The organism is Paracoccus sp. SSK6 (genome assembly GCF_039770665.1).
Classification (GTDB): Bacteria; Pseudomonadota; Alphaproteobacteria; order Rhodobacterales; family Rhodobacteraceae; genus Paracoccus.
In genome coordinates this window covers 245,703-271,046 of record NZ_JBDPNJ010000002.1, presented here as the reverse complement: position 1 = coordinate 271,046, position 25,344 = coordinate 245,703, and the positions used below count along the sequence as shown (strand labels likewise).

The window sequence follows — 25,344 nt, the reverse complement described above, 5'->3', positions numbered from 1 at the left end:
TTTTGCCCCGTGGCCCTGGCCGAAGGGCGGCGCGTTCCGGGCGACCCACGCCATTTCGTCGTGATCGGAAACCAGCTTTATCTTGTAAGCTCGGACCGCTCGGCGCGCGAGTTGCGCCGGATTCCGCAGGAGATCCTGGCACGGGCCAGCAAGATCTGGAATCGCTGAAGGGCTTTCAGGGTTTCAATCACGAATTCGCGATAAATCTGGAACTTTTCTGCCTGTTGCCCATTTACCATTTGGAACATGACCTCGGAACCGTCATGTTCAGATCACTGTCCCTCGTTCCGCGACTTGCGCCCGGCCAGAAATCTGGACCGGGCGCCTTTTCTGTGCAAGGGTGCCTACAACTTTTGGAGGAGGAGGGGAGGCCTCTCATGGACATCGATTTCGAAGATGATGAAGATATTGCCCGCATCGCACGCAACAGCAGGGTGATCGCCATCGTCGGCCTTTCCCCCAACGAGACAAGGCCAAGCTGGGGCGTGGCGCGCTATCTGCAAGCGAACGGATACCGGATCATCCCCGTCAATCCCGGCCATGCCGGAGGACGGATCCTGGGCGAGACCGTTTATGCCAGCCTGTCGGAAATTCCTGCATCCCTTGGCGTGCAGATGGTTGACATCTTCCGCCGGTCCGAGGCTGTCGGCCCCATCGTGGACGAAGCCCTGGCGCATCTGCCGCACCTGCAGTCGATCTGGCTGCAACTGGGCGTCCGCAACGACGCGGCGGCCCAAAGGGCCCGTGCAAGGGGCATGACCGTCATCCAGGACCGCTGCCCCAAGATCGAATTCCCGCGCCATCTTTAACGCATCGGAAAGCGCATGAAAAAAGGCCCCGGACAGTGCCGGGGCCTTTTTCGTTACCGCGCGTCGGCGGTTTGCAGAAGATCGGTGATCCGCCTGACCGCGGCGCGGCGGTTTTCGCGGATATCCCCTTCCTGCCGGACCTGCAGGAACTGTTCGCCATATCCCTGCACGACCAGGTTTTCCGGCGGCACGTCGAAATATTCCGAAAGCGCCAGGGCGACCGATTCGGCACGCCGGTCGGACAGCGCAAGGTTCGCCGCGTCCGAGCCGACCGAATCGGTGTGGCCTTCGATCAGGAACACCTCGCGCGGGTTCTCGGCGACGGCGTCCTGGATGACCTTGCCCAAGGTGGACAGTTGCCGGGCCTGGTCGGGGCTGATCGCCGCCGACCCCGTGTCGAAGGTGATCGCGTCGATATTGACCGGCGCGACCAGGGCCCGGACCTCGGGGATGCTGCGGACTTGGCCCAGGGTAAAGCGGCGGTCGATATCCACCTCGCGGCGCAGGGCTTCGCGCAGGGCGGCTTCGTCGCGATAGGTGCCGCCGGTCGCGACCGGCGCGGGGGCGGGCAAGGTGGCGATGTCCACGGGTTCGACCTCGGCCGTGTCGTCGATCAGCCGGGTCTGCGTGCCATCGGCGGATACCAGCGTGCGGCGCAGCACGCGCAGGTTGGCGTCGCGGATCGTCACCACGCGGCTGCCGTCGCCACGGGTCACGATCGTGCGGGACGAGCCGTCGTCGAAATTCTCGGTCGTGACGGTCGAGCCGGGCTGGCGCAGCAGCGCGACCTCGTCCTTGATGACCTCCTGGCTACCATCGGGGCGGGTGACGACCACACGGTCCGGGGCGGACAGCGCCACCTGGCGGTTGTTGTTCAGATAGGTGCCGACCGCGACGGCGCCCAGACCCAGCAGCAGCGCCTTGGCCAGATCCTTCTTGTCGTCATCGTCATCCTCCTTGGCGCTCTGCCTGGTTTCGGCCTGCTCGGGCTGCAGCGCTTGCCGCAGGCTGGTGGCGAAATCCTCGTCCGAGGACCGGCTGTTTTCCTTGGTGATCTGCTCCTCGACGACCTCGCCCTTGGTGTCCTCGTCCAGGGCGGCGGCGGGGGCGGCGCGGGTTTCCTGCGCGGCCTGCTGGGCGCCTTCGGTCACGGGGGCATCAGCCTCGGCCGGGGTGGCGGCGCCAGCCTCTGCCGCCTTGGGCTGTTCGGCGGAGGATTCGCCCTTTTCCTGCTCCTCGGCAAGGGCATCGCGCAAGGCTTTCTCGTCCGTGGACGGGGCAGCGGTCGTGTCCTTCGCATCTGCCGGACGGTCATCGCCAGCGTCTTCTTCGGCTGCCTGCTCGGCCTCCAAAGCCTTGCGCAAGGAGTCCTCGTCCTGAGCCTTTTCCTCGTCACGCGGGGCGGGACGCTCGGCCTGCTGCTCCCTGGCGGCTTCCTGCGGGCGTTCGGCCTGCTGTTCCCGTGCGGCTTCAGCCGGGCGTTCGGCCATGCCCTGTTCGGTCGCCTGTTCCTCTTCCGCCTGGCGTTCGGCACGATCGTCCGCGCGCTTGGCCTTCCGTTCTGCGGCGTCGCTCTTTTCGCTTTGCTTCTCGGCCTTTTCGCCCTGCTTCTCGGGACGCTCCTGCCGCTTGTCTCGCGCAGCCTCCTTGGGGCGGGCGACATCAGTAGGGGCTTCGTCGGCCTTGGCTTCTTCGGCAGCGGCGGCGGATGCCTCGGGCGCAGGCTGGGACTCGGCTGTGGCGGCTTCAGGCGCGGGGGCCGGTTCAGGTTCCGCCGCCGGGGCCTCGGCTGCCTCGGGTTCTGCCTCGGGCTGGGGTTCAGCCTCGGCCGCCGGTGCCTCGGCCGCCGGTGCCTCTGCGGCAGGCTCCGCTGCGGCAGGTTCGGATGCTGCCTCCGCCGGGACGGACTCCTCAGCCGCCGCAGGTTCCTCAGCCGCCGCCGGCTCTTCGGCGGGGGCAGGTTCGTCAGCAGCTGCGGGTTCGGCTGTCTCCTCAGCAGGCGCTTCGGCAGCCTCGGCGGGCTGGGACGCTTCAGCTTCAGCTTCCGCCTCGGGCTGTTCCGCAGGGGGCGGCACCTGCTCCTCGGCCTGGGCCAGGGCCAACGGCGCCCCGCCCTGCTGGCCGCCCTCGCTTGCCGCATTACCTGCGGCATCCAGGGCCTGCGCCTGCGCAAGATGCGGCACCAGCAGCGACAGGCAGGCGGCGATGGCGGTTGTGTTGTGGATAATTCGACGCATGGGACTCCTCTCCGCCGAACGGATTGTTCGTTGCCGATCTAACAGGCAGACGAAGGCCGCAGTTCCAAACACCTGCGTGACCTGGGCGTGATCGGCGGAAAGCGCCGGAAACGACAAAGGGCGCGGTCCGAACCGCGCCCCTGCCAGGCCGAAATATCGAAAGATCAGACGCCGTCGCCGACGAAAGCCTTTTCCACGACGAATTCGCGGGGCTCGGAATTGGCCCCTTCGCGCAGGCCGAAGCCTTCCAGAACTGCCTTCACATCCACGTTGAAGGCCAGGCTGCCGCAGACCATCGCGCGGTCGGTTTCCGGGCTGATCGGCGGCAGGCCCAGATCGGCGAAGACCTTGCCTGAGGTCATGTTGTCCGTGATCCGGCCCATGCGCGGCGATTCCTCGCGCGTGGTGGTCGGGTAATAGACCAGGCGGTTGGCGAAATCCTCGCCGTAAAGCTCGCCCAGCAGGGGATCGTGGCGCAGGTTTTCCACCAGTTCGCGGCCATAGGTCAACTCATCCGCCGTGCGGCAGGTGTGCATCATGATGACCTGCTCATAACGCTCATACGTTTCCGGGTCGCGCATCAGCGACGCGAAGGGGGCGATGCCGGTGCCGGTGGCCAGGAACCACAGCCGCTTGCCCGGCAGCAGCGCGTCCAGGACCAGCGTGCCCACCGGTTTGGGGCGCAGGATGATCTCGTCCCCCGGCTGGATGTGCTGCAGTTTCGAGGTCAGCGGCCCGTCCGGCACCTTGATGGAATAGAACTCCAGCTCCTCGTCCCAGTTGGGCGAGGCGATGGAATAGGCGCGCAGCAAGGGCTTGCCGTTGTCGCCCAAGAGTCCGATCATCACGAATTCGCCCGACCGGAAGCGCAGGGAGGCGGGGCGCGTCACGCGGAAGGAAAACAGGCTGTCCGTCCAGTGCCTGACCGCCGTCACGGTCTGGGCATCGGGAAGGGTCTTGGGGGCGGTCTTGGCAGCTTCGGCCACGGGAATGTCCAGGGTCATGGGAAGTCCTGCATGTTCTAGTCGATGGGGCGGCGGGGTTAAACCCCTAGCCCGCCAGATGCGCGCGGTGGTCGTATGCCTGCCAATCGGCCCGCGCGATCCATTGGTCCTGCGGCTGGCGGGCGGCAATGTCGGGGGCGACCTCGACCTCGTCGAAGCCCACGCGGCGGGCCATGGCGTATTGGTCGGCGATCAGTCGGCCGGACGCGCGCAGGCGGCCCTTGAAGCCCAGTTCCCGCAGGCGGCGGGCCAGCGAAAAGCCGCGTCCGTCGGTAAAGGACGGAAAGTCGATGGCGATCAGATCGCGGTCCAAATGCTGGGCCAGATCGGCCAGCGGCGTGTCGGGGGCCAGCACCTCCTCGGCCTCCTGGGTCAGGGGATGGAAGCCGTCGTCGCGGGCCAGGACGCGTTCGCTGTTCAGTCGTTCGGTCATGCCGGAACCTTTCCGCGGACCATCTTGCCGCCAATGAAGTGGATGCCGCATTCGGTCTTGTCCTGCCCGCGCCAGCGCCCGGCGCGCGGATCCTCGCCCGGTTTCACCGGCGAGGTGCAGGGCGCGCAGCCGATGGAGGGATAGCCGCGCGCGACCAGCGGGTGTCGCGGCAGGTTGTTTTCGATCATGTATTCCTGCACGTCCTCGGCCCGCCAATGGGCCAGCGGGTTGATGCGCAGGCGCGCGGGGGGTTCAGGCTCAAAGAACTCCAGCGCGGCGCGGTCGCTGTTCTGGAACCGCTTGCGGCCCGTGATCCAGGCGTCAAAGCCGGACAGCGCGCGTTCCAGCGGCACCGTCTTTCGCAGGTCGCAGCAGGCATTGGCATCGAACCGGTGCAGCGTCCCGTCGGGATCCCGGCGGGCCACGTCCGTTTCAGCAGCCCGGATCACCTGCACATTGGTCAGGCCCAGCCTGGCCGACACGTCCCGCTGATAGTCCAGCGTTTCGGGAAACAGCATCTGCGTGTCGATGAACAGCACCGGCAGGCCCGGCGCAGCCCTGCTGACCATGTGCAGCAGCACCACCGATTCCGCCCCGAAGGACGACACCAGCGCCACCCGCCCCAGGTCGGGATCGGTCACGGCGCGGCGCAGCACCTCGGTCGCGGCATGGTGGCGATAGCGGTCGTTCAGCCGCCCTGCCCGCGTGTCCAGGTTTCCATCAAGCATGGGCAGGCTCGGGATAGAGCGCGGCCTTGAAGGGGGCGGGACCAAGACGGCGATAGGCGTCGATGAAGCGTTCCGAGGTGTCCGCGCGAACCTCCAGATAGGCGCGCAGCAGACGGTCGATGGCGGGCACGACCTGGTCATAGGGGAAGCCCGCCCCGGCACGTTCACCGATGGCCGGGATATCGTATCCGTCGCCGCCCAGCGTGATCTGATAGTTCTCGACCCCTGCCCGGTCCAGGCCCAGGATGCCGATATGGCCCAGGTGATGATGCCCGCAGGCATTGATGCAGCCCGAGATGCGGATGTTCAGCTTGCCGATCTCGCCTTCCAGCCCCGCGTCCTTGAAGTGCGCGGCGATCTCCTGCGCGATAGGGATCGACCGGGCGGTCGCCAGCGTGCAGTAATCCATGCCGGGGCAGGCGATGATGTCGCTGGTCAGCCCGGCATTGGCAACCGCCAGCCCCGCCTTTTGCAGCGCCGCATAGACGGCAGGCAGGTCCGACTTGTGGACATGGGGCAGCACGACGTTCTGGTCGTGGCTGATGCGAAGGTCGTCATGGCCGTATTGCTCGGCCAGATCGGCCAACAGGCGCATCTGGGAGGCCGAGGCATCCCCCGGCGTTTCCCAATGCGTCTTGAAGGTCACGATGACGCTGGCATAGCCGTCCACCTTGTGGGTGTGCAGGTTGGTGTCGGTCCAGCTGCGGAAGGCGCCGTTCTTGGCACGCTCTGCCTCATAGCCGTCGGTCGGGCCATTGCGGAAGGCCGGGGCGGCGAAACGGTCGCGGAAGATCGCCAGCGCCTCGCGGTCGGCGCCGTGGAAGTCGCGGCGACGGTTCAGGAACTCCTCCTCGACCTCGGCCTTGAAGACATCCAGGCCGCGCTCGGACACGGTGATCTTGATGCGGGCCTTGTACTTGTTGTCGCGGCGGCCCGACAGGTTGTAGGTCGAGATGATCGCCTCGATATAGGCCAGCAGATCGGCCTCCGGCAGGAAGTCGCGGATCACCTTGCCCAGCATGGGGGTGCGGCCCAGGCCGCCGCCGACCCAGACCTCGAAGCCGGTCTGGCCGTCACGCTGGATCAGGCGCAGCCCGATGTCATGGGCGGCCACCAGGGCGCGGTCGCGGGCCGCGCCGGTGATGGCGATCTTGAACTTGCGCGGCAGGAACTGGAATTCGGCGTGATCCGTGGACCAGCTCCGCAGCAGTTCCGCATAGGGGCGCGGATCCAGGTATTCGTCGGCGGCCGCGCCCGCGAAGGCATCGGTCGTCACGTTGCGGATCGTGTTGCCGGATGTCTGGATCGCGTGCATCCCGACGGATGCCAGCTTGTCCAGCATGTCGGGGATGTCCACCAGCCGGGGCCAGTTGAACTGGATGTTCTGACGCGTGGTCCAGTGGCCATAGCCCTTGTCATAGGTTTCGGCCAGATGCGCCAGCATCCGCATCTGGTCGGGGCTGATCGTGCCATAGGGAATGGCGATCCGCAGCATGTAGGCGTGCAGTTGCAGGTAAACGCCGTTCATCAGCCGCAGGGGGCGGAATTCGTCTTCCGTCAGGCTGCCGTCCAGGCGGCGTTCGACCTGGGCGCGGAACTGCGCCGCACGGTGGCGCACATAGTCGGTATCGACGGGACGAACATCAAACATTGCTGGCCTCGGTCAGTTTTGCGGCTTGCTTCACGGCCTGGATGCCGTGGAAGTAATTGGACGGCCCGCGCTGCCGGAAGGCTTCGCGGAAATGGGTGGGTTCCGGGCCGTGGGGACCGCGCCGCGCCTCGACCAGATAGGGGCCGACGACGATGTTCGACTGGCCCACCGCCTTCAGCAGCGCCAGATCCGCGATGGCCTCGTCCTCGAACAGGGTGGCGCGCGCGGGATCGGCGGTCCAGCCATCCTCGCACATCCAGACGTTATGGCCTTCGCGCAGATCGTTCGCGGTGATGACGCCGGGCTTCGCGGCCGTCGGGACGAAGGCTTTGCTCATGGTACGGACCCTTTCGGATTGATGCTGACAATATAGAATTTTGTTCTGGAATTTTGCGATAGGGTCTGGAAAATAAGGACATTCAGCCCAGATGGACGGACATGTCGGAACAGCTTTCACAGAACGCGGGGCACGCCAAAACAAATTTCCGGCTGGACGAGGTGGATCGCAAAATCCTGTCCCTGCTGCAAGAGGATGCGAGCCTGTCGCTGGACCAGATCGCCGACCGCGTGGGGGCATCGAAGACCCCCGTCTGGAACCGCATCCGCAAGCTGCGAGAGGCAGGCGTGATCCGCCGCCAGGTAGCGATTCTGGACCCAGAGGCCCTGGGGCTGGAGGCCTGTTTCTTCGTCCTGATCCGCACCAGCGAACATGACAAGGCCTGGGCCGCGCGCTTCCTCAAGGCGCTGCGCGAACGCCCCGAGGTGATTGAGGCGCACCGGCTGGCGGGCGACATCGACTATATCCTGAAGGTGCAGGTTCGGAACGCGCGCGCCTATGACCGCTTCTACCAGTCGCTGATCGGCGAGGTGAAGATCCACAACGTCACCGCCCTTCTGTCGATGGAGGAGATCAAGGCGACCAGTGCGCTTCCCATTCCCGACAGTGCGCGCTAGGGTTGTGCGACCTTGGGGGCCGCATGTCCGACTATACGATCTGGCACAATCCGAAATGCTCGACCTCGCGCTTTGTCCTGCAAGCCTTGCAGGATGCGGGCGCGGATGTGGCGGTGCGCGATTATCAGGCGCAGCCCCCCACGGTTGCCGAACTGCGCGCCGCCCTGGACCGGCTGGGCATCGCCCCGCGCGGCCTGCTGCGGCGCAGGAACACGCCTTACGATGATCTTGGCCTGGGCGATCCGGCGCTGTCGGACGATGCGCTGATCGCGGCCATGGCGGAGCACCCAGGCCTGATCGAACGCCCGGTGGTCTTCGGTCCGAAGGGCGCGCGGTTGTGTCGCCCGAAGGAAACCGTCTTCGACCTGCTGGCTTCCTGATGGCTGCGCCGAACCTGCTGCCCCCGAATCTGCTGATCGTGGCCCAGGCCGGGCGGCTGGAATTCCAGGCGATCATCTTCGCCGCCAGTCTGCGCCATGCCGCGCCGGATTTCACCGGCCGCCTGATCGTGGCCGAGCCGCAGCCCGAGGGCGCATGGGCCGGGCATGACACGCGGATCGGCGATGACACCCGTGCGCTGCTGGAAAGCCTGGGCGCCGAGATCACCCCCTTCACCGCCCGCCATTTCGGCGCGGCTTATCCCTATGGCAACAAGATCGAGGCGCTGTCGGTCCTGCCCGCAGGCCAGCCCTTCGCCTTCTTCGACACCGATACGCTGATCGTGGGACCGCTGGATCAGGTGTCCTTTGACAGCCCCCCGGCGGCGTCCATGCGGCGCGAAGGGACATGGCCCGAACCGCCGCTCTACGGCCCCGGCTACGCAGCGATCTGGAAATCGCTCTACGACCGCTCCGGTCTGGATTTCCCGTCGTCGCTGGACCTGACCCAGCCGGACGAGCATTGGGAACGATACCTGTATTTCAACGCGGGCTGGTTCTTCGGGCCGGACCCGGCGGTCTTCGGCCAACGCTTCCTCGACTGGGCGCTGTCGGTCCGCCGCGACCCGCCCGACGAACTGGCTTGCCAGAGCCTCGATCCCTGGCTGGACCAGGCAATCCTGCCGCTGGTCATCCACAGCCTGGGCGGCGGGCGGCCCGGGCCAGAACTGTCGGGCCTCGATGGCGACGTGACTTGCCATTACCGCAGCCTGCCGCTGCTTTACGCCCGCGAATCCGACGCGGTGCTGGCGGTGCTGGAGGCCGCGACCGCCCCCAACCGCATCAAGCGGCGGCTCAAGGAATGGGAACCGGCGAAGAAGCTGATCTACCAGGGCAAGGGCCGCGACAAGGTGCGCCCGCTGTTCGCAGGCGGGCTGCCGCCGAAGGAAAAGCCGATCCGGCAGGCGCTGAAGAAGAACGGCTGGTGGTGGGACTAACCCCTCTGCCCCGCTGAAACCGACACGGGGATCCCCCGCGGCAGGGAACAGCCGACCATCGAGCTTTCCCTCGCCTTATCGATCAGCGGTGCCGGGTCGGACCCATCCTCCATCACGCATTGCACCACCATCTCGGCGCCCGTGGCGATCAGCGGCTCGCCCTCCATCGCCAGATGCACCTTCACCGCGACCGAGGCGATCGCCACCCCGCGCCGGTGCGCGATATAGCGCAGGTCGTTGCAGAAACAGCCGCCGATGGCGAGCGCCAGCAGTTGCGCGCCGTTGAAGCCAAGGCCCATGCCGCCCGCCTTGCCTTCGGGTCGGTCGGCGATGATGCAATGGCTACCGGCCCAGCCCACGGCGGCCTCGGTGCCCGGCAGGTTCATCAGGCTGACGCTGACCACAGGCATGGCGATCCCCCCGCTGACTGTTGCCAGCCTAGCACGATCAGGGGGCGCTGTCTGTCACCCCTCGCCCGCGCCTTCGGTGGATCCGCGCCAGATGTTCACGTCGCCGCCCGCCGACAGGTCGTCGATGCGCGCCAGTTCCTCCGCCGTGAAATCCAGCCGGTCCAGCGCGCCCACGCAATCCACGACCTGAGAGGCGCGCGAGGCCCCGATCAGCGCACTGGTCACGCGAGTGTCGCGCAGGGTCCAGGCCACGGCCATCTGCGCCAGGGTCTGCCCCCGCGCGGCGGCCAGATCGTTCAGCCCGTTCAGGCGGGCGATCATGTCGTCGGTCAGCCAGCCTTGGGCCAGCGACTTGCCCTGCGCCGCGCGGCTGTCCGCCGGAATGCCCTTGAGGTATTTGCCCGTCAGCATCCCCTGGGCCAGCGGCGTGAAGACGATGCTGCCGACCCCCTCGCCCTCCAGCGTATCCAGCAGCCCGTCGCGTTCGATCCAGCGGTTCAGCATGTTGTAGCTGGGCTGGTGGATCAGGCAGGGCGTGCCCAGGTCGCGCAGGATCGCCGCGGCTTCCCGCGTGCGCGCGCTGTTATAGCTGCTGATGCCCACATACAGCGCCCGGCCCGACCGCACGATGTGGTCCAGCGCGCCCATGGTTTCCTCGAGCGGCGTGTCGGGGTCGAAACGGTGGGAATAGAAGATGTCCACATGATTGAGGCCCATCCGCTTCAGCGACTGGTCGCAGGACTGGATCAGGTATTTGCGGCTGCCGTATTCGCCGTAAGGGCCGGGCCACATGCGCCAGCCCGCCTTGGTGCTGATGACCAGTTCGTCCCGATGGCCCGCGAAATCGGTCCGCAGGATCTCTCCGAAGGCTTCCTCGGCGCTGCCGGGCGGCGGACCATAGTTGTTGGCCAGGTCGAAATGGGTGATGCCCAGATCGAAGGCCGTGCGGCAGATGTCGCGCTTGGTCTGATGCGGCGTGTCATGGCCGAAATTGTGCCATAGCCCCAGGCTGATCGCGGGCAGCATCAGCCCGGATTGCCCGCAGCGGCGGTATTGCATCCGGTCGTAACGGTCGGGATTGGGGCTGTGCATCGGGATCCTGCCGGTTGGTCACGCAGCGGCAGGATGGGACGGGGCCTCGCCCGCGTCAAGCGGGCGACCCGCGGAGGGATACCCCCCGCGCGGGTCGGTCGTTCAGGCCAACACCTCGTCGCAGCGGGCGCAGACGCCGGGATGCCGGTGGGTGCCGACATCAGGCAGGATCTTCCAGCAGCGCTGGCATTTCTCGCCCTCGGCCAGTTCGAAGACCACGCCGATGCCGGGGGTCTCGGCCATGCTGAAGGCCTCGGCCGGGGCCGGGTCGGCGGTCAGCGACAGGTCGGACGTGATGCAGACATCCGCGAAATCCACCGATTTCAGCGCGGCCAGCATGTCCGCATCCTCGACATGGACGACCGGCGCGGCCTCCAGGCTGGCGCCGATGGTCTTGTCGGCGCGCTTGACCTCCAGCGCGGCAGTGACGACGCGGCGGGCACGGCGGATGTGGTCCCATTTCACGGCCAGCGGCTCGTTCAGCCAGTCGGCGGGCGTTTCGGGGAAGTCGTGCAGATGCACACTGTCGTCGTATGACGGGAAGCGCGACAGCCACACATCCTCGGTCGTGAAGGGCAGGATCGGGGCCAGCCAAGTGACAAGGCGGTGGAACAGGATGTCCAGCACCGTCCGCGCGGCCCGGCGGCGCGGGTCGGTGGCGGCGTCGCAGTAAAGCGAATCCTTGCGGATGTCGAAATAGAAGGCCGACAGATCCACGGTGCAGAACTGGAACAGCGTCTGGAACACGCCCTGGAAGTCGAACTGGTCGTAGCCCTTGCGGACCGCGTGATCCAGCTGCGCCAGCCGGTGCAGCACCCACTGCTCAAGCTCGGGCATCTGGTCGGGCGCGATCTTCTCGGCATCCGTGAAGCCATCCAGCGCCCCCAGCAGGAAGCGCAGCGTGTTGCGCAAGCGGCGATAGCTGTCGGCGGTGCCCTTCAGGATTTCCGGTCCGATCCGCTGGTCGGCGGTATAATCCGCCTGCGCCACCCAGAGGCGCAGGATATCGGCGCCGTATTGCTCGATCACCTTCGCGGGCACGACCGTGTTGCCCAGCGACTTGGACATCTTCATGCCCTTCTCGTCGAGCGTGAAGCCATGCGTGACCACGTTGCGATAAGGCGCGCGTCCCTTGGTCGCGCAGCCCTGCAGCAGGGACGACTGGAACCAGCCGCGATGCTGGTCGGTGCCCTCAAGGTACACGTCCGCGATCCCGTCCGGCGCCCCGTCCGCCCGGTCGCGCAGCACGAAGGCATGGGTCGAGCCCGAGTCGAACCACACGTCCAGCACGTCCATGACCTGGTCATAGTCGTCGGGGTTCACGATGTCGTCCAGAACCTGCGCCTTGAAGCCGTCGCGATACCAGACATCGGCACCCTCGGATTCGAAGGCGGCGATGATGCGGTCGTTCACCCGTTGGTCGCGCAGCAGGAAGTCGTCGTCGGTGGGCTTGGCGCCGCGACGCACGAAGCAGGTCAGCGGCACGCCCCAGGCCCGCTGGCGCGACAGCACCCAGTCGGGGCGGTTTTCCACCATGGAATGAATCCGGTTCCGCCCGGTCTGCGGCCACCACTTCACCAGCTTGTCGATACTGGTCAGCGCGCGGGTGCGGATCGTCTGGCCGTATTCGTTCATGCCGTCGGTCAGCGGCTTGTCGATGGCCGCGAACCATTGCGGCGTATTGCGATAGATCAGCGGCGCCTTGGACCGCCAGCTGTGGGGATAGCTGTGCTTGACCTTGCCCTTGGCCAGCAGCGCGCCCGCATAGGCCAGTTGCTTGATGACGCTGACATTGGCCGGGCCGTCCTTGCCATCCGCGTCAATGATCGCCTGGCCGCCGAACAGCGGCAGGTTCTTGCGGTAGCTGCCGTCGGGTTCGACGTTGTAGGTCATCGGCAGCTTGTATTTCAGCCCAAGCTGATAGTCGTCGTCGCCATGGCTGGGCGCCGTGTGGACAAAGCCCGTGCCCGCGTCGTCGGTGACATGGTCGCCGGGCAGCAGGGGAACGTCATAATCCCATTCGCCATTGGCACCGTCGATGCCGCGGAACGGGTGCGCAAGGGTCAGGCTGGCAAGCTCATCGGCCGGAACGTCGCGCAGGCGGGCGAAATCCTCGACCTTCGCGGCCTTCATCACGCTTTCCGCCAAGGCATCGGCCAGAACCAGGGTCTCGCCCGCCTGCGCCGTCGCATTCTCGGCCACGGACCCGACCTTGTAGAGGCCATAGGCGATCGCCGGGTTATAAGCCACGGCACGGTTCTGTGGGATGGTCCAGGGCGTCGTGGTCCAGATCACCACCGATGCGCCATCCAGACCGGCCACCGGCTTGAACCGCACCCAGATCGTGTGGCTGGTGTGGTCCTTGTATTCCACCTCGGCCTCGGCAAGCGCCGTCTTTTCAACCGGCGACCACATCACGGGCTTCGACCCCTGATACAGCGCACCGTTCATCACCAGCTTCATGAACTCGGCCGCGATCACCGCCTCGGCGTGGAAATCCATCGTCAGGTAGGGATCGTCCCACTTGCCGGTGATGCCGAGGCGCTTGAACTCGGCCCGCTGGATGTCGATCCATTCGTCGGCAAAGCGGCGGCATTCCTGGCGGAACTCGACCACGTCCACGGCGTCCTTGTCGCGGCCCTCGGCGCGGTATTTCTCCTCGATCTTCCATTCGATCGGCAGGCCGTGGCAATCCCAGCCGGGAACATAGCGCGCATCGCGGCCCATCATCTGGTGGCTGCGCACGATGATGTCCTTGATGGTCTTGTTCAGGGCGTGGCCGATATGCAGGTGCCCGTTCGCATAGGGGGGGCCGTCATGCAGGATGAAGGGCGCGCGGCCTTCTGCCCGTTCGCGCAGGCGGTCATAGATGCCGATACGCTCCCACCGGGCCAGCCATTCGGGTTCGCGCTGCGGCAGGCCCGCGCGCATGGGAAACTCGGTCTGCGGCAGGAAAACGGTGTCGCGGTAGTCGGGGGCGTCAGTGGTGACGGTGGTATCGGCGGCCATCGGGGCATCCTTCGAAGGCATGAGAGTCGGTCGGGGGTTCGGACATGCGGCGACCCGGCGGCGCGAAACCTCACGCCACCGGGTTGCTAATTCGGGGTCCGAACGCCAGAAATTCCATGCCGCCCTCTATAGAAAGCCGCTTGCGTGCCCGCAACCCTGACCGACGATGCCCTGATCCGCCGCCGAGCCGCGGTCACGCGCTTTGTCCGCGACCGATACGGGCTGCGTGGGACATTGCGGCTGCACCGCGCGGCGCTTGGGCTGGATCTGCTGCGCGCGCCCATCAACGTGATGCTGTCGCCGGTCTTCCTGCTGACCCGGCTAGGGGGCTGGCTGCTGTCGCGGTTTGGCGCGGAACGCGCGGGCGGCTGGCTGGCTGCCCGGCGGGTCTTCCTGCCTTCCGACATGGGCCGGGTAATCGAACGCGACCTACTGGCGCTGATCGCGGACCTGGACACCCAAGGGATCGGCCCGAACGCCCCGACCGAGGCCGTCCGCCATCAGGCCGCGACCCTGGCCGAGACCCGCAATGCCGTGGCCGAGATCACCACCTCGCTGATCGTGCTTGTGTCCGGCTGGCTGCTGTTCAACCGCGCGACACCGGGCGTCATCTCGCTGGCCGGTCCCTTGGCGGAACTGCGTGCCCATGCGACGGCGGTGAACGATTTTCTCCTGGGCAACACCCTGGGCCGGGCCTGGTACTGGGCCTTCCCGGTCGAACTGTCGCCCTGGCAGGTGATCCTGACCGGCGTGGCCCTGGCGGTGGCGGGATCGCTGGTCACGACCTTCGCCGGGCTGATCGCCGATCCGGTCCAGCTTTGGACCGGCACGCATCGCCGCCGCATCCTGCGCCTGCTGGACCGGCTGGACCGTGCCGAACCTGCTGGGGGGATCGAGCGCGAGCATCTGCTGGCCCGCGCGGGCGACCTGTCGGACGCGGCGCTGATGCTGTGGCGCAACCTGCGCTAAGGGCGATTGGCGAAGGCCATCGCCTTTGCCGCGCGATGTCTTCGCCCCCAAAACCTCCGGGCCTCAAAGGCCCGGCCAGCGCCCGCCCCGCCATCGGCGGGCGGGGAAACGCCTTGCGTTTCCTTGTCCCGCCCGGTCAGCCTCTGCCGCGATAGCCCGCCACGCCGATACCAGTATCCGCCGATCCGCAGCCATTGTGGCGCGATGGCCTCGGCCAGCCGCTTGCCGATGCCGACCGTGCAGTCCTCGTGGAAAGCACTGTGGTCGCTGAAGCTGCCAAGATAAAGCTTCAGCGATTTCGATTCGACCAGCCAGTCGCCGGGAACATAGTCGATGACCAGATGCGCGAAATCCGGCTGGCCGGTGATCGGGCAGAGGCTGGCGAATTCGGGCTGGGTGAAACGGACGACATAACCCTCGCCCGCCTGCGAGTTCGGAACACTCCAGCACGGCCTGTCCGGGGCTGCCGGGCAGACCGGTTTTCGCGCCAAGCCGGGTCAGCGCGTCGGTGTAATGGACAGGGGGCCTCCTTGACGGCGGGTGGCGAGACCAGCGGGCGGCGCCTGCGTCAAAAGGCGCCTTGCAGAACCCCGGCCCGCAGGCCACATGATGCCTGCCATGATCCCGCCCCGCTTCGATGTCACCCCGGACCAGATCGACCAGGTCGTTGCCGTCTTCTATGGCGCCGTGCGGCGGCACGAGGTGCTGGGCCCGGTCTTCGGCAACCACGTCACCGACTGGCCCGCGCACGAGGCCAGGATCGCCGCCTTCTGGCGCAACGCGATCCTTTACGAACGCAGCTATGACGGCAGCCCGATGCGCGCCCATATGAAGGCGGGCGACGTACGCGCCGATCACTTTCCGATCTGGCTGGCGCTGTTCGATGAAACCCTGCGCCGCACCCTGCCCCCGGACGCCGCCCGCGCCTGGTCGGCCCTGGCGCATCGCATCGGCCAGGGGTTGCGCATGGGGGTCGAGGACATCCGCCCCACCCATGACGGCCCGCCGATCCTGCGCTGAGGTGCCCATGTCCTTTGGCGATCCCGATGCCGTGGCCCGCTATGCCGAAAACCCGCCGCGCCTGGTTCCCGGTTTTCACGACATGCAGCGGATGGCGTGCCTGCTGCTGGCCGAAAGCGCGCCGCCGGATGGTCATGTCCTGGTGCTCGGCGCCGGAGGCGGGCTGGAACTGAAGGCATTCGCCGACTGGCAGCCCGGCTGGCGCCTTACCGGCGTGGACCCTTCGGCCGAGATGCTGGCTCTTGCGTCCCGCACCCTTGGGGATCGTTCCGTGCGGGTGGAGTTGCATCAAGGCTATATCGACGATGCGCCCCCTGGCCCGTTCGATGGCGCCGCCTGCCTGCTGACCCTGCATTTCATACCGCGCCGCGCGGCTGCAGACCCTGATCCAGTTGCGCCGCCGCCTGAAGCCGGGTGCGCCGCTGGTTGTCGCGCATCACAGCATCCCCGAGGCCGAGAAAGCCTTGTGGCTGAACCGCCATGCGGGTTTTGCCGCGTCCTCCGGCGTGCCCACGGAGCAGACGCGCCATGCGGCATCCGCCATCGCCGCGCACCTGCCGACGCTGGCGCCGGAACAGGACGAGGGATTGCTGCGGCAGGCAGGCTTTTCGAATGTCGCCCTGTTCTATGCGGCCTTCACCTTCCGGGGGTGGGTTGCGACGGCCTAGCGCCGGGGCGGCCGGGCGCGATAGGTCGGCAGGCGCCACCCCATCAGCAGGCTTCCCGCGCGCAGGGCGATCACCACCAGCCCGCAGAAGATCAGCGCCACGGGCCGGGGCATTCCCACGCCGATCAGCGCCACGGCGACCACCGCGCCGCCAAAGGTGGCGGTGACGTAAAGCTCTCCCTGCTTCAGCACCAGGGGCAGTTCGTTGCCCACCACGTCGCGGATCAGTCCGCCGAAGGTGCCAGTGACGACGCCCATCGCCACCACGACGATCGGGCTGACACCCGCCTCCAGCGCCAGGCCCACGCCTGCCGGAACCGCCACGGCCAGGGCAAAGGCGTCCAGCCAGACGATCAGACGATAACGGCTTTCGAACAGATGCGCGGTGAAGAAGACCAGCACCGCCGCACCCGTCGTCACCAGGATCAGTTCCGGCTGATCGACCCAGAAGACCGCATCGCGGTTCAGGATCAGGTCGCGCACCGTGCCGCCGCCGATGCCGGTCAGCGTGGCGAAGAAGATGAAGCCCACCAGATCCAGCTGCGCCCGGCTGGCGACCAGGGCGCCGGTCAGCGCAAAGACCAGCACGCTTGCATAGTCCAGCCAGGGGACCAGCGCCGCCAGTGTCACCCCGCGGCCTTCGCCGGCTTGAAGGGCGCCATGCCGCCGCGCGCCAGTTCGTCGGCGCGCTCGTTTTCCGGATGCCCCGCATGGCCCTTGATCCAGGCCCATGTGACGGTGTGGCGCCGCTGCGCCTCGTCCAGACGCTGCCACAGTTCCACGTTCTTGACGGGCTTCTTGTCGGCCGTCTTCCAGCCGTTGCGCTTCCAGCCGTGGATCCACTGGGTCACGCCGTTCTTCACATAGGCGCTGTCGGTGGTGATGGTGATCGCGCTTGGCCGGACCAGAACCTCCAGCGCCGAGATCGCCGCCATCAGTTCCATCCGGTTGTTGGTGGTCAGCGCCTCGCCGCCTGCAAGTTCGCGTTCCTTGACGATCCTGTCGCCATCCATGGCGCGCATCAGCACGCCCCAGCCGCCGGGGCCGGGATTGCCGCTGCAGGCGCCGTCGGTCCAGGCGAACAGATCAGTCATCAAGCCCCACATATCCCGGAAGCGCCGCAACCTCGTCAAGCCAGCGCCTGATGGCCGGAAAGCGCGCCATGTCGAAGCCTCCGCGTTCGCCCGCCGTATGGGTATAGCCGTAAAGACAGATATCGGCGAGCGTCGCGTGATCGCCGGCCAGCCAGTCGCGGCCCGCCAGCTGATCCTCCATCACCTGCAGGACGGCATGGCCGCGGACCAGCAACTCCGCCAGCCGTTCGGGCGTCGCCTGCGCCGCGCGGTCAGGATAGGTCAGCAGGGCAGCCCGGACGGCGATGACGGGTTCGTGGTTGTATTGTTCCCAGAACATCCAGCCCAGCATCTGCGCGCGCGCCACCGGATCGGCGGGAACGAAGCGCGACCCCTCGCCCAGATACCACAGGATCGCGTCGGATTCCGCCAGAACCTGTCCGTCGTCTAGGACCAGCACGGGCACCTTGCCATAGGGCAGCACCGGCTTGGCTTCGGCCAGGCTGGCCGATCCGTATTCGCAATCCACGACCTCGGCCCCCTGCCCCAGAAGGGACAGCAGCAGACGCACCTTGTAGCTGTTGCCTGACGAGGGCATCGAATAAAGCCGCATCACGCCTCTTTCACTTTGGCTCAAATATCCCGGGGGTCCGGGGGCTGGCCCCCGGCTTGGCCGTCAGGCGGTTTCCCGCAAGACGCGCGGCACCTTGAACTCGACATTCTCCTGCGCCGTCTCGACGATCTCGACCGTCACGTCATAGCGGGCGCGGAAAGCGTCGATCACCTCGTTCACCAACACCTCGGGCGCGCTGGCGCCTGCGGTGACGCCCACGGCCCTCGCGCCCTCGATCGCGCGCCAGTCGATCTGGTCCGCGCGCATCACCAGTTGCGAATAGGCGCAACCCGCCGCGCGGCCGACCTCGACCAGGCGCTTGGAATTCGAGGAATTCGGCGCCCCGATCACCAGCAGCGCGTCGATCTTGGGCGCGATGGCCTTGACCGCCGCCTGGCGGTTGGTGGTGGCATAGCAGATGTCTTCCTTGGCCGGACCGGCAATCGCGGGAAAGCGCGCCTTCAGCGCCTCGACGATCTCGGCGGTGTCATCGACCGACAGGGTGGTCTGGGTGATGAAGGCCAGCCGACCGGGATCGCGGGGGGCGATGGCCGCCACATCTTCGACCGTCTCGACCAGGATCACCTCGCCCTCGGGCAGTTGCCCCATGGTGCCCAGAACCTCGGGGTGGCCCTCATGGCCGATCATCACCATCTGGAGACCCTCGGCATGGTGGCGCGCGGCCTCGTTATGGACCTTGGTCACAAGGGGACAGGTCGCGTCCACATGGATCATGTTGCGCCGCCGCGCCTCGGCCGGTACCGCCTTCGGGACGCCATGGGCGGAAAAGATCACCGGACGGTCGTCCGGGCAATCGTCCAGTTCCTCGACAAAGACGGCGCCCTGGTCGCGCAAGCTGTCCACGACGAACTTGTTGTGGACGATCTCGTGGCGGACATAGACGGGGGCGCCCCATTTCTGCAGCGCCATCTCGACGATCTTGATGGCCCGGTCCACGCCCGCGCAGAACCCGCGCGGCGCGGCCAGATAAAGCGTCAGGGGGGCTTTCGCATGTTCCATGCCCGTGACCTAGCGCGAAGGCGCCGTTTCGTCCAGCGCCGGGCCCGTCACAAGGCTGCCATTGCTTGCATTGCCGCCCGCCCCGCGCCACCATCCGCCAACTGGATGGAGGATCGGGTGATGAGACTGTTTTTCGCGCCGGGAACCTGCGCGGTGGCCCCCTGGATCGCGCTCCGCTGGGCGGGGGCGAGGTTCGAGCCGGTGAAGGTCGATTACGCCTCGGCCGAATTCAAGCGCATCAATCCGCTGGCGCAGGTGCCCGCGCTGGATCTGGGCGGGCCCCGCGCCATGACGCAAGCCGATGCGATCCTGGGCTATATCGCCGAAACCTATCCCGACGCCCGGCTGGGCCCCGACGACGATCCGATGGGCCGGTTCGAATTCGCCGAAACCATGGCCTTCCTGACCGGCGACTTCCACCCGGCCTTCTGGCCGCTGTTCGGTCCGCAGCGCTTCACCGCCGATCCTTCGCAAGAGGCGCTGGACCAGGTGAGGAAGGCGGCGGAAGGGCGCATCGACCGGGTCATGCAGCATCTGGACAACCTGATCGGCGCGGAGGGCCACGTTTATCGCAACCGCCGGACGGTGGCTGACGCTTATGCCTTTGTCATGGCGCGGTGGTCGGCCAAGGTGGCGAAGACCTGGAAGGACTATCCGAACATCGCGCGCCTGTTCGACTGGATGAACCGGGACGCCGACGTGCAGGAGGCGCTGCGCCTGTCAACCGCCTGACCGGGCCACCGCCAGCAGACCCGATACGTCCAGATGCGCCTCCAGGTGATCGGCCAGGTCATCCAGGGCCCGGTCCACCCCGGCCTCGTATCCCGGTTGAGACGCCGCGCCCAGCCGGGCCAGCCAGGCGGCGCGGAAGGCGTCGTCCGCAAACAGCCCGTGCAGATAGGTGCCCGCGATCCGGCCATCGGCGCTGATCGCGCCGTCGGGGCCGGGAATATGGGCGAAGGGCCGCGCGCAGTCGGGGCCGGTGGTGCGGCCCATGTGGATCTCGTAGCCTGTCACGGGCTGGCCCAGGGCGGTGCCGGTGACGCGCTCCAGCAGCTTGTCCGGCGCCATCACGGTTTCCACATCCAGCAGGCCAAGCCCCGCGACCTCGCCCGCCGCGCCGTCGCTGCCGGACGGATCGCGGATCACCCGGCCCAGCATCTGGAAGCCCCCGCAGATGCCCAGAACATGCCCGCCACGCCGCACATGCGCGGCCAGATCCACGTCCCAGCCCTGCGCGCGCAGGAAGGCCAGATCCCCCAGCGTCGATTTCGTGCCTGGGATCACCACCAGACCGGCATCGCCGGGGATGGCGCGGCCCGGACCCAGCATGGTCAGCCGCACCCCCGGTTCCGCCGCCAGCGGGTCGAGGTCGTCGAAATTGGCGATCCGCGACAGGCACAGGCAGACCACATGCAGCCCCTCGCCTTGAGAGGCGCGCAGATCCACCGCATCCTCGGCAGGCAGACGATGCGCGCCCGCAAACCATGGCACGACCCCGAAGCCGCGCCAGCCGGTGTGCTGTTCGATCAGCCGGTAGCCGTCGTCGAACAGCCGCGGGTCGCCTCGGAACTTGTTGACCAGGAAGCCCCGGATCATCGCGGCGTCGCTCGGGTCCAGAACCGCCTTCGTGCCGACGATCTGCGCAATCACACCGCCCCGGTCGATGTCGCCTGCCAAGACCACCGGCACGCCAGCGGCCCGCGCGAAGCCCATGTTGGCGATGTCGCGGGGGCGCAGGTTCACCTCGGCCGGGCTGCCTGCGCCCTCCACGATCACCAGGTCATGCGCGGCGGAGAGGCGCGCGAAGCTTTCCAGCACGCCCGCCAGCAGGCGCGGACGCAGCGCCGCGTAATCGCGCGCCTCGGCCCGCGCCACCGCGCGCCCGTGCAGGATCACCTGCGCGCCCGTGTCCGTCTCTGGCTTCAGCAGCACCGGGTTCATGTCCGCCACGGGGTCCAGCCAGCAGGCGCGTGCTTGCAACGCCTGCGCCCTGCCGATCTCTCCTCCGTCCACCGTCACGGCGGCGTTGTTCGACATGTTCTGCGGCTTGAAGGGCGCGACCGACAGCCCCCGGCGCCGCGCGGCCCGGCACAGGCCCGCCACCAGCAGCGACTTTCCGACATTCGATCCGGTGCCTTGGATCATCAACGCGGGCATGGGTTTACTCTGCTTGCCATCATCCGCCCGGATGACTAGATAGGCGCGTCCGAAAGCGAAAGGCCGAAAGCCGTGGAAAACGTCGTCCTGACCATCCATCTGATCCTCGCGGTGCTGCTCACCGGGGTGGTGCTGCTGCAACGGTCCGAGGGTGGCGGGCTTGGCATGGGCGGCGGTGGCGGCGTGATGACCGGCCGCCAGGCAGCCAACGCGCTGACCCGGCTGACCTGGATCTTCGGCATCGCGCTGTTCGTGACCTCGATCGCGCTGACCATCATCGCCGCGCGGCAGGTGTCCAACAGTTCGATCATGGACCAGTTGGGCGTCCCGGCCAGCCGTCAGGAATCCACGCTGCCGCAGGTTCCGGCCTATGTGCCGCCACCCTCGACCGGGACGGCAGGCGATCCGCTGACCCCGCCCGCGCCGGATGCGCCTGCGGCCGATACCGCCGTGCCCGAAGCAGCGGCACCGGCGGCCGAACCTGTGGCACCGCCTGCGGCCGAACCTGCGGCAACGCCTGCGGCACCGGCCGAGGCCCCGGCGAACTAAGTCATACCACAACTGGGGGCGGCGTCTTTTCGCCCCACATCAACTTGCGGTTCCTTGCGACCACGGGGCGAATCGACTATATCTTGGCTCCCGTGATGCTGGTCGCAGGGCGACCCGCAACCATTCAGAATTTGCGAAATCACGCTTTCAAGAATCACGGGGGCCTCATGGCGCGTTACATCTTCATCACCGGCGGCGTCGTGTCCTCGCTTGGCAAGGGCCTGGCCTCGGCGGCTCTGGGCGCGCTTTTGCAGGCCAGGGGCTATACCGTGCGCCTGCGCAAGCTGGACCCCTATCTGAACGTCGATCCCGGCACCATGTCGCCCTTCGAGCATGGCGAGGTCTTCGTGACCGATGACGGCGCGGAAACCGACCTGGATCTGGGCCATTACGAACGCTTCACGGGCGTGTCGGCGCGCCGGACCGACAGCGTGTCTTCCGGGCGGATCTATTCCAACGTGCTGGAAAAGGAACGGCGCGGCGAATACCTGGGCAAGACCATCCAGGTGATCCCGCACGTCACCAACGAGATCAAGGACTTCATCGCCATCGGCGACGACGAGGTTGATTTCATGCTGTGCGAGATCGGCGGCACCGTGGGCGACATCGAGGGCCTGCCCTTCTTCGAGGCGATCCGCCAGTTCATCCACGAACGCCCGCGCGGCCAGTGCATCCTGATGCACCTGACGCTGCTGCCCTATCTGTCGGCCAGCGGGGAACTGAAGACTAAGCCCACGCAGCACAGCGTCAAGGAACTGCAATCCATCGGCCTTGCCCCCGACGTGCTGGTCTGCCGGTCCGAACACCCGATCCCGGAAAAGGAACGCGCCAAGATCGCGCTGTTCTGCAATGTCCGCCCGGATGCCGTGATCCCCGCCTATGACCTGAAGTCGATCTATGAGGCGCCGCTCGCCTATCACCGCGCAGGCCTGGACGGCGCCGTGCTGGATGCCTTCCAGATCAGCCCCGCCCCGCGTCCCGACCTGTCGAAATGGGAAGACGTGATGGACCGGCTGGAAAATGCCGAAGGCCAGGTGAACATCGCCGTGGTCGGCAAGTACACGCAGCTTGAGGACGCCTACAAATCCATCGCCGAGGCGCTGACCCATGGCGGCATGGCCAACCGCGTCCGCGTCAAGGCCGACTGGGTGGACAGCGAGAAGCTGGAAGGCGAAGGCGCGCATCTGCTGGACGGATACCACGGCATCATCGTGCCCGGCGGCTTCGGCGAGCGCGGCACCGAAGGCATGGTGGCGGCGGCGAAATACGCGCGCGAGAAGAAGGTGCCCTACCTGGGCATCTGCCTGGGGATGCAGATGGCCGTGATCGAGGCCGCGCGCAACCTGGCCGGGATGCCCGACGCGGGATCCGAGGAATTCGACCACGAGGCGGGCAAGACGCGCTTCACCCCCGTGGTCTATCACCTTAAGGAATGGGTGCAGGGCAACTATACCGTGCAGCGCAAGGTGACGGACGACAAGGGCGGCACCATGCGGCTTGGCGCCTATACCGCCATCCTGACGCCGGATTCGAAGATCAGCGAAGTCTATGGCGGCGCCACGGAAATCGAGGACCGCCACCGCCACCGCTATGAGGTCGATGCGACCTATCGCGACCAACTGGAACAGGCGGGCCTGTGCTTTTCCGGCATGTCGCCCGACGGCAAGCTGCCCGAGGTGATCGAATATGCCGACCACCCCTGGTTCATCGGCGTGCAGTCGCACCCCGAACTGAAGTCCAAGCCGTTTGAACCGGCCCCGCTGTTCGCGGGCTTCGTGCGCGCGGCGATGGAGGAAGGGCGGCTGGTCTAGGCCAGCGTCCTTGCCTTTCTACGACGCCCGGCCGCAGGGCCGGGCGCGGTCTTCTCATCCCTCGGCCGGCTGCTGTTCGCGCGGCGGGCGCCCGACGATGTCGCGCAGCGCGTCCAGTTCGATGAAGTTGTCGGCCTGGCGGCGCAGGTCGTCCGCGATCATCGGCGGCTGGCTGCGGATGGTGGACACCACGGATACGCGCACACCTTGGCGCTGCAGGGCCTCGATCAGGGGCTTGAAGTCCCCGTCGCCGGAAAACAGCACGGCATGGTCCAGCCGGGGGGCAAGCTGCATGGCGTCGATGGTCAGTTCGATGTCCATGTTGCCCTTGACCTTCCGGCGGCCCAGCGCGTCCGTGTATTCCTTGGCGGGCTTCGTCACCACGCAATAGCCGTTGTAGTGCAGCCAGTCCACCAGCGGGCGGATCGGGGAATAATCCTCTCCCTCCATCAGGGCGGTGTAGTAATAGGCGCGCATCAGCTTGCCGCGACGGTCGAATTCCTGCCGCAACAGCTTGTAATCAATGTCGAAGCCCAGGGCCTTGGCCGAGGCGTAAAGATTGGCTCCGTCGATGAAGATCGCCAGGCGATCATCCTTGTAAAACATTCTGCTTGCCTTCAATGGGACTGCTCGTTCAAGACGCGGACCCGCCAAGAGGAAGTTGGCGCTATCGGTCCGGCCGCAACCTAGTCATAGAACGAACGGGGGCCCATGGAAAACTTGTCTTTCGGTATCATCGCGCTCGGCGCCAATCTGCCGTCCGGCGCGGGCGACCCCGTCCAGGCGCTGCGCGATGCGCTGCTGATCCTGCATGAGGGAAACGGCATTTCCGTCGCCTCGGCCAGCCGGATCTGGCGCACGCCGGCCTTTCCGCCCGGATCGGGACCGGACTATGCCAATGCGGCGGCGGTGATTCGCACCGGCCTGACGGCGCCCGATCTGCTGGACCGCCTGCACGGGATCGAGGCGCGCTTTGGCCGCGACCGCAGTACGGGCCGCTGGTCGGCGCGGGCGCTGGATCTGGATCTGATCGCCCTGGACGACCTGATCCTGCCCGATCCCGACATGCTGCGCCGCTGGGTCGGCCTGCCCCTCGACCGCCAGCGGGTGGAAACGCCGGACCGCCTGATCCTGCCCCATCCCCGCCTGCAGGACCGCGGCTTCGTGCTGGCCCCCCTGGCCGAGATCGCGCCCGGCTGGCGCCACCCCTTGACGGGAAAGACCGTGTCGCGGATGCTGGCGGAACTTGGCCCCGACGCCTTGTCGGGAATGGTGCCGCTGCCCTTGGGCCAGGGGCTGTCCAAGCCTTGACATTTCTGCTTGCGGCGTCCACATCCTCGGTTTCGCCCGGATATCCGATTCGCAACTGCACAGGTGAGACATGGCCCGCGTAACGGTTGAAGACTGCGTCGACAAGGTCCCGAACCGCTTTGATCTGGTCATGCTGGCCTCGCATCGCGCGCGCGAAATCGCCGCGGGCAGCGCCCCCACCGTGGACCGCGACAACGACAAGAACCCGGTCGTCGCCCTGCGCGAGATCGCCGAGGAAACGCAGCCCGTGGACGAGCTGCGCGAGCGCATGATCGAATCGACCCAGACCCAGATCGAGGTCGATGAGCCGGAAGAAGACGCGATGGCCCTGCTGCTGGGCGCGGAAATCGACCGCCCCAAGCCCGCCGACGAGGAATCCGAGGAACGGATGCTGCGCATGATGCTGGAAGCCAACCAGCGTTGAGGCATTGAGGAACGAGGTCTTCGGC

General features: G+C 66.9%; 27 protein-coding genes and 2 pseudogenes. 13 read left to right on the top strand and 16 right to left on the bottom strand.

Annotated features, from left to right (window positions below):
* Positions 1 to 377 precede the first annotated feature (377 nt).
* Positions 378 to 809 (top strand): CoA-binding protein, encoded by a 432-nt coding sequence (locus AAIL68_RS03135; RefSeq protein WP_347138031.1) that lies wholly within the window; start codon positions 378 to 380, stop codon positions 807 to 809.
* Between the two features lie 53 nt (positions 810 to 862).
* Here AAIL68_RS03135 and AAIL68_RS03130 read toward each other — a convergent pair whose 3' ends face one another.
* The 6 genes from AAIL68_RS03130 to AAIL68_RS03105 form a co-directional block, all read right to left on the bottom strand.
* Complete coding sequence (locus AAIL68_RS03130) at positions 863 to 3,046, bottom strand: OmpA family protein (protein ID WP_347138030.1); 2,184 nt, start codon at positions 3,044 to 3,046, stop codon at positions 863 to 865.
* A gap of 164 nt (positions 3,047 to 3,210) precedes the next feature.
* Positions 3,211 to 4,050: a ferredoxin--NADP reductase gene (locus AAIL68_RS03125; protein WP_347138029.1), complete on the bottom strand. Its 840-nt coding sequence runs from the start codon at positions 4,048 to 4,050 to the stop codon at positions 3,211 to 3,213.
* A gap of 46 nt (positions 4,051 to 4,096) precedes the next feature.
* A complete protein-coding gene (locus AAIL68_RS03120; protein ID WP_347138028.1) occupies positions 4,097 to 4,483 on the bottom strand; it encodes a DUF934 domain-containing protein in 387 nt (128 codons plus the stop codon).
* Positions 4,480 to 5,211, bottom strand: coding sequence for a phosphoadenylyl-sulfate reductase (locus AAIL68_RS03115; RefSeq protein WP_347138027.1), 732 nt, complete (start codon positions 5,209 to 5,211; stop codon positions 4,480 to 4,482). The genes AAIL68_RS03120 and AAIL68_RS03115 overlap by 4 nt, the downstream gene beginning before the upstream one ends.
* Positions 5,204 to 6,862 carry a nitrite/sulfite reductase gene (locus tag AAIL68_RS03110; protein ID WP_347138026.1) on the bottom strand — a complete coding sequence of 553 codons (1,659 nt, stop codon included), beginning with the start codon at positions 6,860 to 6,862 and terminating at the stop codon, positions 5,204 to 5,206. The genes AAIL68_RS03115 and AAIL68_RS03110 overlap by 8 nt, the downstream gene beginning before the upstream one ends.
* A complete protein-coding gene (locus tag AAIL68_RS03105) occupies positions 6,855 to 7,199 on the bottom strand; it encodes a DUF2849 domain-containing protein (RefSeq protein ID WP_347138025.1) in 345 nt (114 codons plus the stop codon). Before AAIL68_RS03105 ends, AAIL68_RS03110 begins: the two co-directional genes overlap by 8 nt.
* A 101-nt stretch (positions 7,200 to 7,300) precedes the next feature.
* Here AAIL68_RS03105 and AAIL68_RS03100 point away from each other — a divergent pair, with 101 nt between their 5' ends.
* The 3 genes from AAIL68_RS03100 to AAIL68_RS03090 are packed head-to-tail and all read left to right on the top strand — an operon-like array spanning position 7,301 to position 9,191.
* Positions 7,301 to 7,816 (top strand): Lrp/AsnC family transcriptional regulator, encoded by a 516-nt coding sequence (locus AAIL68_RS03100; protein ID WP_347138024.1) that lies wholly within the window; start codon positions 7,301 to 7,303, stop codon positions 7,814 to 7,816.
* 23 nt (positions 7,817 to 7,839) lie between these two features.
* On the top strand, positions 7,840 to 8,196 hold the full coding sequence (gene arsC, locus AAIL68_RS03095; RefSeq protein WP_347138023.1) for an arsenate reductase (glutaredoxin): 357 nt from the start codon (positions 7,840 to 7,842) through the stop codon (positions 8,194 to 8,196).
* The gene (locus AAIL68_RS03090; RefSeq protein ID WP_347138022.1) at positions 8,196 to 9,191 is read left to right on the top strand and encodes a hypothetical protein; all 996 of its coding nucleotides are present in this window, start codon (positions 8,196 to 8,198) and stop codon (positions 9,189 to 9,191) included. The genes arsC and AAIL68_RS03090 overlap by 1 nt, the downstream gene beginning before the upstream one ends.
* On the opposite strand, the gene AAIL68_RS03085 is transcribed toward AAIL68_RS03090, so the two are convergent.
* The 3 genes from AAIL68_RS03085 to ileS all read right to left on the bottom strand — a co-directional run bounded on the left by AAIL68_RS03085 (position 9,188) and on the right by ileS (position 13,702).
* Complete coding sequence (locus AAIL68_RS03085; RefSeq protein ID WP_347138021.1) at positions 9,188 to 9,601, bottom strand: OsmC family protein; 414 nt, start codon at positions 9,599 to 9,601, stop codon at positions 9,188 to 9,190. The two genes, AAIL68_RS03090 and AAIL68_RS03085, sit on opposite strands and share 4 nt — an antisense overlap.
* Before the next feature lie 54 nt (positions 9,602 to 9,655).
* The gene (gene mgrA, locus AAIL68_RS03080; RefSeq protein WP_347138020.1) at positions 9,656 to 10,693 is read right to left on the bottom strand and encodes an L-glyceraldehyde 3-phosphate reductase; all 1,038 of its coding nucleotides are present in this window, start codon (positions 10,691 to 10,693) and stop codon (positions 9,656 to 9,658) included.
* Positions 10,694 to 10,795: 102 nt separating this feature from the next.
* Complete coding sequence (ileS, locus tag AAIL68_RS03075) at positions 10,796 to 13,702, bottom strand: isoleucine--tRNA ligase (RefSeq protein ID WP_347138019.1); 2,907 nt, start codon at positions 13,700 to 13,702, stop codon at positions 10,796 to 10,798.
* Positions 13,703 to 13,846: 144 nt separating this feature from the next.
* On the opposite strand from ileS, the gene AAIL68_RS03070 reads away from it, so the two are divergent.
* Complete coding sequence (locus AAIL68_RS03070) at positions 13,847 to 14,671, top strand: DUF6635 family protein (protein WP_347138018.1); 825 nt, start codon at positions 13,847 to 13,849, stop codon at positions 14,669 to 14,671.
* Positions 14,672 to 14,823: 152 nt separating this feature from the next.
* On the opposite strand, the pseudogene queF reads toward AAIL68_RS03070, so the two are convergent.
* Positions 14,824 to 15,172: pseudogene (queF, locus tag AAIL68_RS03065) on the bottom strand (preQ(1) synthase); the annotation flags it as partial.
* Between the two features lie 108 nt (positions 15,173 to 15,280).
* Here queF and AAIL68_RS03060 point away from each other — a divergent pair.
* From AAIL68_RS03060 to AAIL68_RS03050, 3 genes and pseudogenes are all read left to right on the top strand, one after another.
* The gene (locus AAIL68_RS03060) at positions 15,281 to 15,691 is read left to right on the top strand and encodes a group III truncated hemoglobin (RefSeq protein ID WP_347138043.1); all 411 of its coding nucleotides are present in this window, start codon (positions 15,281 to 15,283) and stop codon (positions 15,689 to 15,691) included.
* A pseudogene (locus AAIL68_RS03055) lies at positions 15,666 to 16,007 on the top strand (class I SAM-dependent methyltransferase); the annotation flags it as partial. The gene AAIL68_RS03060 and the pseudogene AAIL68_RS03055, both read left to right, overlap by 26 nt.
* A 76-nt stretch (positions 16,008 to 16,083) precedes the next feature.
* On the top strand, positions 16,084 to 16,359 hold the full coding sequence (locus AAIL68_RS03050; protein WP_347138017.1) for a hypothetical protein: 276 nt from the start codon (positions 16,084 to 16,086) through the stop codon (positions 16,357 to 16,359).
* Here the strand turns inward: AAIL68_RS03050 and AAIL68_RS03045 are convergent.
* The 4 genes from AAIL68_RS03045 to ispH all read right to left on the bottom strand — a co-directional run bounded on the left by AAIL68_RS03045 (position 16,356) and on the right by ispH (position 19,064).
* Entirely contained in the window at positions 16,356 to 16,988 is a 633-nt protein-coding gene (locus AAIL68_RS03045; protein WP_347138016.1) for a trimeric intracellular cation channel family protein, read from the bottom strand. The genes AAIL68_RS03050 and AAIL68_RS03045 overlap by 4 nt on opposite strands.
* Complete coding sequence (gene rnhA / locus AAIL68_RS03040) at positions 16,985 to 17,452, bottom strand: ribonuclease HI (RefSeq protein WP_347138015.1); 468 nt, start codon at positions 17,450 to 17,452, stop codon at positions 16,985 to 16,987. Before rnhA ends, AAIL68_RS03045 begins: the two co-directional genes overlap by 4 nt.
* A complete protein-coding gene (locus AAIL68_RS03035; protein ID WP_347138014.1) occupies positions 17,445 to 18,044 on the bottom strand; it encodes a glutathione S-transferase family protein in 600 nt (199 codons plus the stop codon). Before AAIL68_RS03035 ends, rnhA begins: the two co-directional genes overlap by 8 nt.
* Before the next feature lie 63 nt (positions 18,045 to 18,107).
* On the bottom strand, positions 18,108 to 19,064 hold the full coding sequence (ispH, locus tag AAIL68_RS03030; protein ID WP_347138013.1) for a 4-hydroxy-3-methylbut-2-enyl diphosphate reductase: 957 nt from the start codon (positions 19,062 to 19,064) through the stop codon (positions 18,108 to 18,110).
* A 120-nt stretch (positions 19,065 to 19,184) separates the two neighbouring features.
* Between ispH and AAIL68_RS03025 the strand changes: the two genes are divergently transcribed.
* Positions 19,185 to 19,796 (top strand): glutathione S-transferase N-terminal domain-containing protein, encoded by a 612-nt coding sequence (locus AAIL68_RS03025; RefSeq protein ID WP_347138012.1) that lies wholly within the window; start codon positions 19,185 to 19,187, stop codon positions 19,794 to 19,796.
* On the opposite strand, the gene AAIL68_RS03020 is transcribed toward AAIL68_RS03025, so the two are convergent.
* Entirely contained in the window at positions 19,785 to 21,224 is a 1,440-nt protein-coding gene (locus tag AAIL68_RS03020; protein WP_347138011.1) for a cobyric acid synthase, read from the bottom strand. The two genes, AAIL68_RS03025 and AAIL68_RS03020, sit on opposite strands and share 12 nt — an antisense overlap.
* 72 nt (positions 21,225 to 21,296) lie before the next feature.
* Between AAIL68_RS03020 and secG the strand changes: the two genes are divergently transcribed.
* Together secG and AAIL68_RS03010 are read left to right on the top strand one after the other, a co-directional pair.
* Positions 21,297 to 21,773 carry a preprotein translocase subunit SecG gene (gene secG / locus AAIL68_RS03015; RefSeq protein ID WP_347138010.1) on the top strand — a complete coding sequence of 159 codons (477 nt, stop codon included), beginning with the start codon at positions 21,297 to 21,299 and terminating at the stop codon, positions 21,771 to 21,773.
* A gap of 167 nt (positions 21,774 to 21,940) precedes the next feature.
* Positions 21,941 to 23,584: a CTP synthase gene (locus AAIL68_RS03010; protein WP_347138009.1), complete on the top strand. Its 1,644-nt coding sequence runs from the start codon at positions 21,941 to 21,943 to the stop codon at positions 23,582 to 23,584.
* Positions 23,585 to 23,638: 54 nt separating this feature from the next.
* Here the strand turns inward: AAIL68_RS03010 and AAIL68_RS03005 are convergent, their stop codons facing one another.
* Positions 23,639 to 24,190, bottom strand: coding sequence for an NYN domain-containing protein (locus tag AAIL68_RS03005; protein ID WP_347138008.1), 552 nt, complete (start codon positions 24,188 to 24,190; stop codon positions 23,639 to 23,641).
* 105 nt (positions 24,191 to 24,295) lie between these two features.
* On the opposite strand from AAIL68_RS03005, the gene folK reads away from it, so the two are divergent.
* Together folK and rpoZ are read left to right on the top strand one after the other, a co-directional pair.
* Positions 24,296 to 24,895 (top strand): 2-amino-4-hydroxy-6-hydroxymethyldihydropteridine diphosphokinase, encoded by a 600-nt coding sequence (gene folK, locus AAIL68_RS03000; protein ID WP_347138007.1) that lies wholly within the window; start codon positions 24,296 to 24,298, stop codon positions 24,893 to 24,895.
* A 70-nt stretch (positions 24,896 to 24,965) separates the two neighbouring features.
* Complete coding sequence (gene rpoZ, locus AAIL68_RS02995) at positions 24,966 to 25,319, top strand: DNA-directed RNA polymerase subunit omega (protein WP_347138006.1); 354 nt, start codon at positions 24,966 to 24,968, stop codon at positions 25,317 to 25,319.
* The last annotated feature ends 25 nt before the right edge of the window (positions 25,320 to 25,344 follow it).

Bases quoted from the DNA above. Each gene is read 5' to 3' on its own strand.
- AAIL68_RS03135 (WP_347138031.1), top strand. From the start codon at position 378: ATGGACATCGATTTCGAAGATGATGAAGATATTGCCCGCATCGCACGC.
- AAIL68_RS03130 (WP_347138030.1), bottom strand. From the start codon at position 3,046: ATGCGTCGAATTATCCACAACACAACCGCCATCGCCGCCTGCCTGTCG.
- AAIL68_RS03125 (WP_347138029.1), bottom strand. From the start codon at position 4,050: ATGACCCTGGACATTCCCGTGGCCGAAGCTGCCAAGACCGCCCCCAAG.
- AAIL68_RS03120 (WP_347138028.1), bottom strand. From the start codon at position 4,483: ATGACCGAACGACTGAACAGCGAACGCGTCCTGGCCCGCGACGACGGC.
- AAIL68_RS03115 (WP_347138027.1), bottom strand. From the start codon at position 5,211: ATGCTTGATGGAAACCTGGACACGCGGGCAGGGCGGCTGAACGACCGC.
- AAIL68_RS03110 (WP_347138026.1), bottom strand. From the start codon at position 6,862: ATGTTTGATGTTCGTCCCGTCGATACCGACTATGTGCGCCACCGTGCG.
- AAIL68_RS03105 (WP_347138025.1), bottom strand. From the start codon at position 7,199: ATGAGCAAAGCCTTCGTCCCGACGGCCGCGAAGCCCGGCGTCATCACC.
- AAIL68_RS03100 (WP_347138024.1), top strand. From the start codon at position 7,301: ATGTCGGAACAGCTTTCACAGAACGCGGGGCACGCCAAAACAAATTTC.
- arsC (WP_347138023.1), top strand. From the start codon at position 7,840: ATGTCCGACTATACGATCTGGCACAATCCGAAATGCTCGACCTCGCGC.
- AAIL68_RS03090 (WP_347138022.1), top strand. From the start codon at position 8,196: ATGGCTGCGCCGAACCTGCTGCCCCCGAATCTGCTGATCGTGGCCCAG.
- AAIL68_RS03085 (WP_347138021.1), bottom strand. From the start codon at position 9,601: ATGCCTGTGGTCAGCGTCAGCCTGATGAACCTGCCGGGCACCGAGGCC.
- mgrA (WP_347138020.1), bottom strand. From the start codon at position 10,693: ATGCACAGCCCCAATCCCGACCGTTACGACCGGATGCAATACCGCCGC.
- ileS (WP_347138019.1), bottom strand. From the start codon at position 13,702: ATGGCCGCCGATACCACCGTCACCACTGACGCCCCCGACTACCGCGAC.
- AAIL68_RS03060 (WP_347138043.1), top strand. From the start codon at position 15,281: ATGCCTGCCATGATCCCGCCCCGCTTCGATGTCACCCCGGACCAGATC.
- rnhA (WP_347138015.1), bottom strand. From the start codon at position 17,452: ATGACTGATCTGTTCGCCTGGACCGACGGCGCCTGCAGCGGCAATCCC.
- AAIL68_RS03035 (WP_347138014.1), bottom strand. From the start codon at position 18,044: ATGCGGCTTTATTCGATGCCCTCGTCAGGCAACAGCTACAAGGTGCGT.
- ispH (WP_347138013.1), bottom strand. From the start codon at position 19,064: ATGGAACATGCGAAAGCCCCCCTGACGCTTTATCTGGCCGCGCCGCGC.
- AAIL68_RS03025 (WP_347138012.1), top strand. From the start codon at position 19,185: ATGAGACTGTTTTTCGCGCCGGGAACCTGCGCGGTGGCCCCCTGGATC.
- AAIL68_RS03020 (WP_347138011.1), bottom strand. From the start codon at position 21,224: ATGCCCGCGTTGATGATCCAAGGCACCGGATCGAATGTCGGAAAGTCG.
- AAIL68_RS03010 (WP_347138009.1), top strand. From the start codon at position 21,941: ATGGCGCGTTACATCTTCATCACCGGCGGCGTCGTGTCCTCGCTTGGC.
- AAIL68_RS03005 (WP_347138008.1), bottom strand. From the start codon at position 24,190: ATGTTTTACAAGGATGATCGCCTGGCGATCTTCATCGACGGAGCCAAT.
- folK (WP_347138007.1), top strand. From the start codon at position 24,296: ATGGAAAACTTGTCTTTCGGTATCATCGCGCTCGGCGCCAATCTGCCG.
- rpoZ (WP_347138006.1), top strand. From the start codon at position 24,966: ATGGCCCGCGTAACGGTTGAAGACTGCGTCGACAAGGTCCCGAACCGC.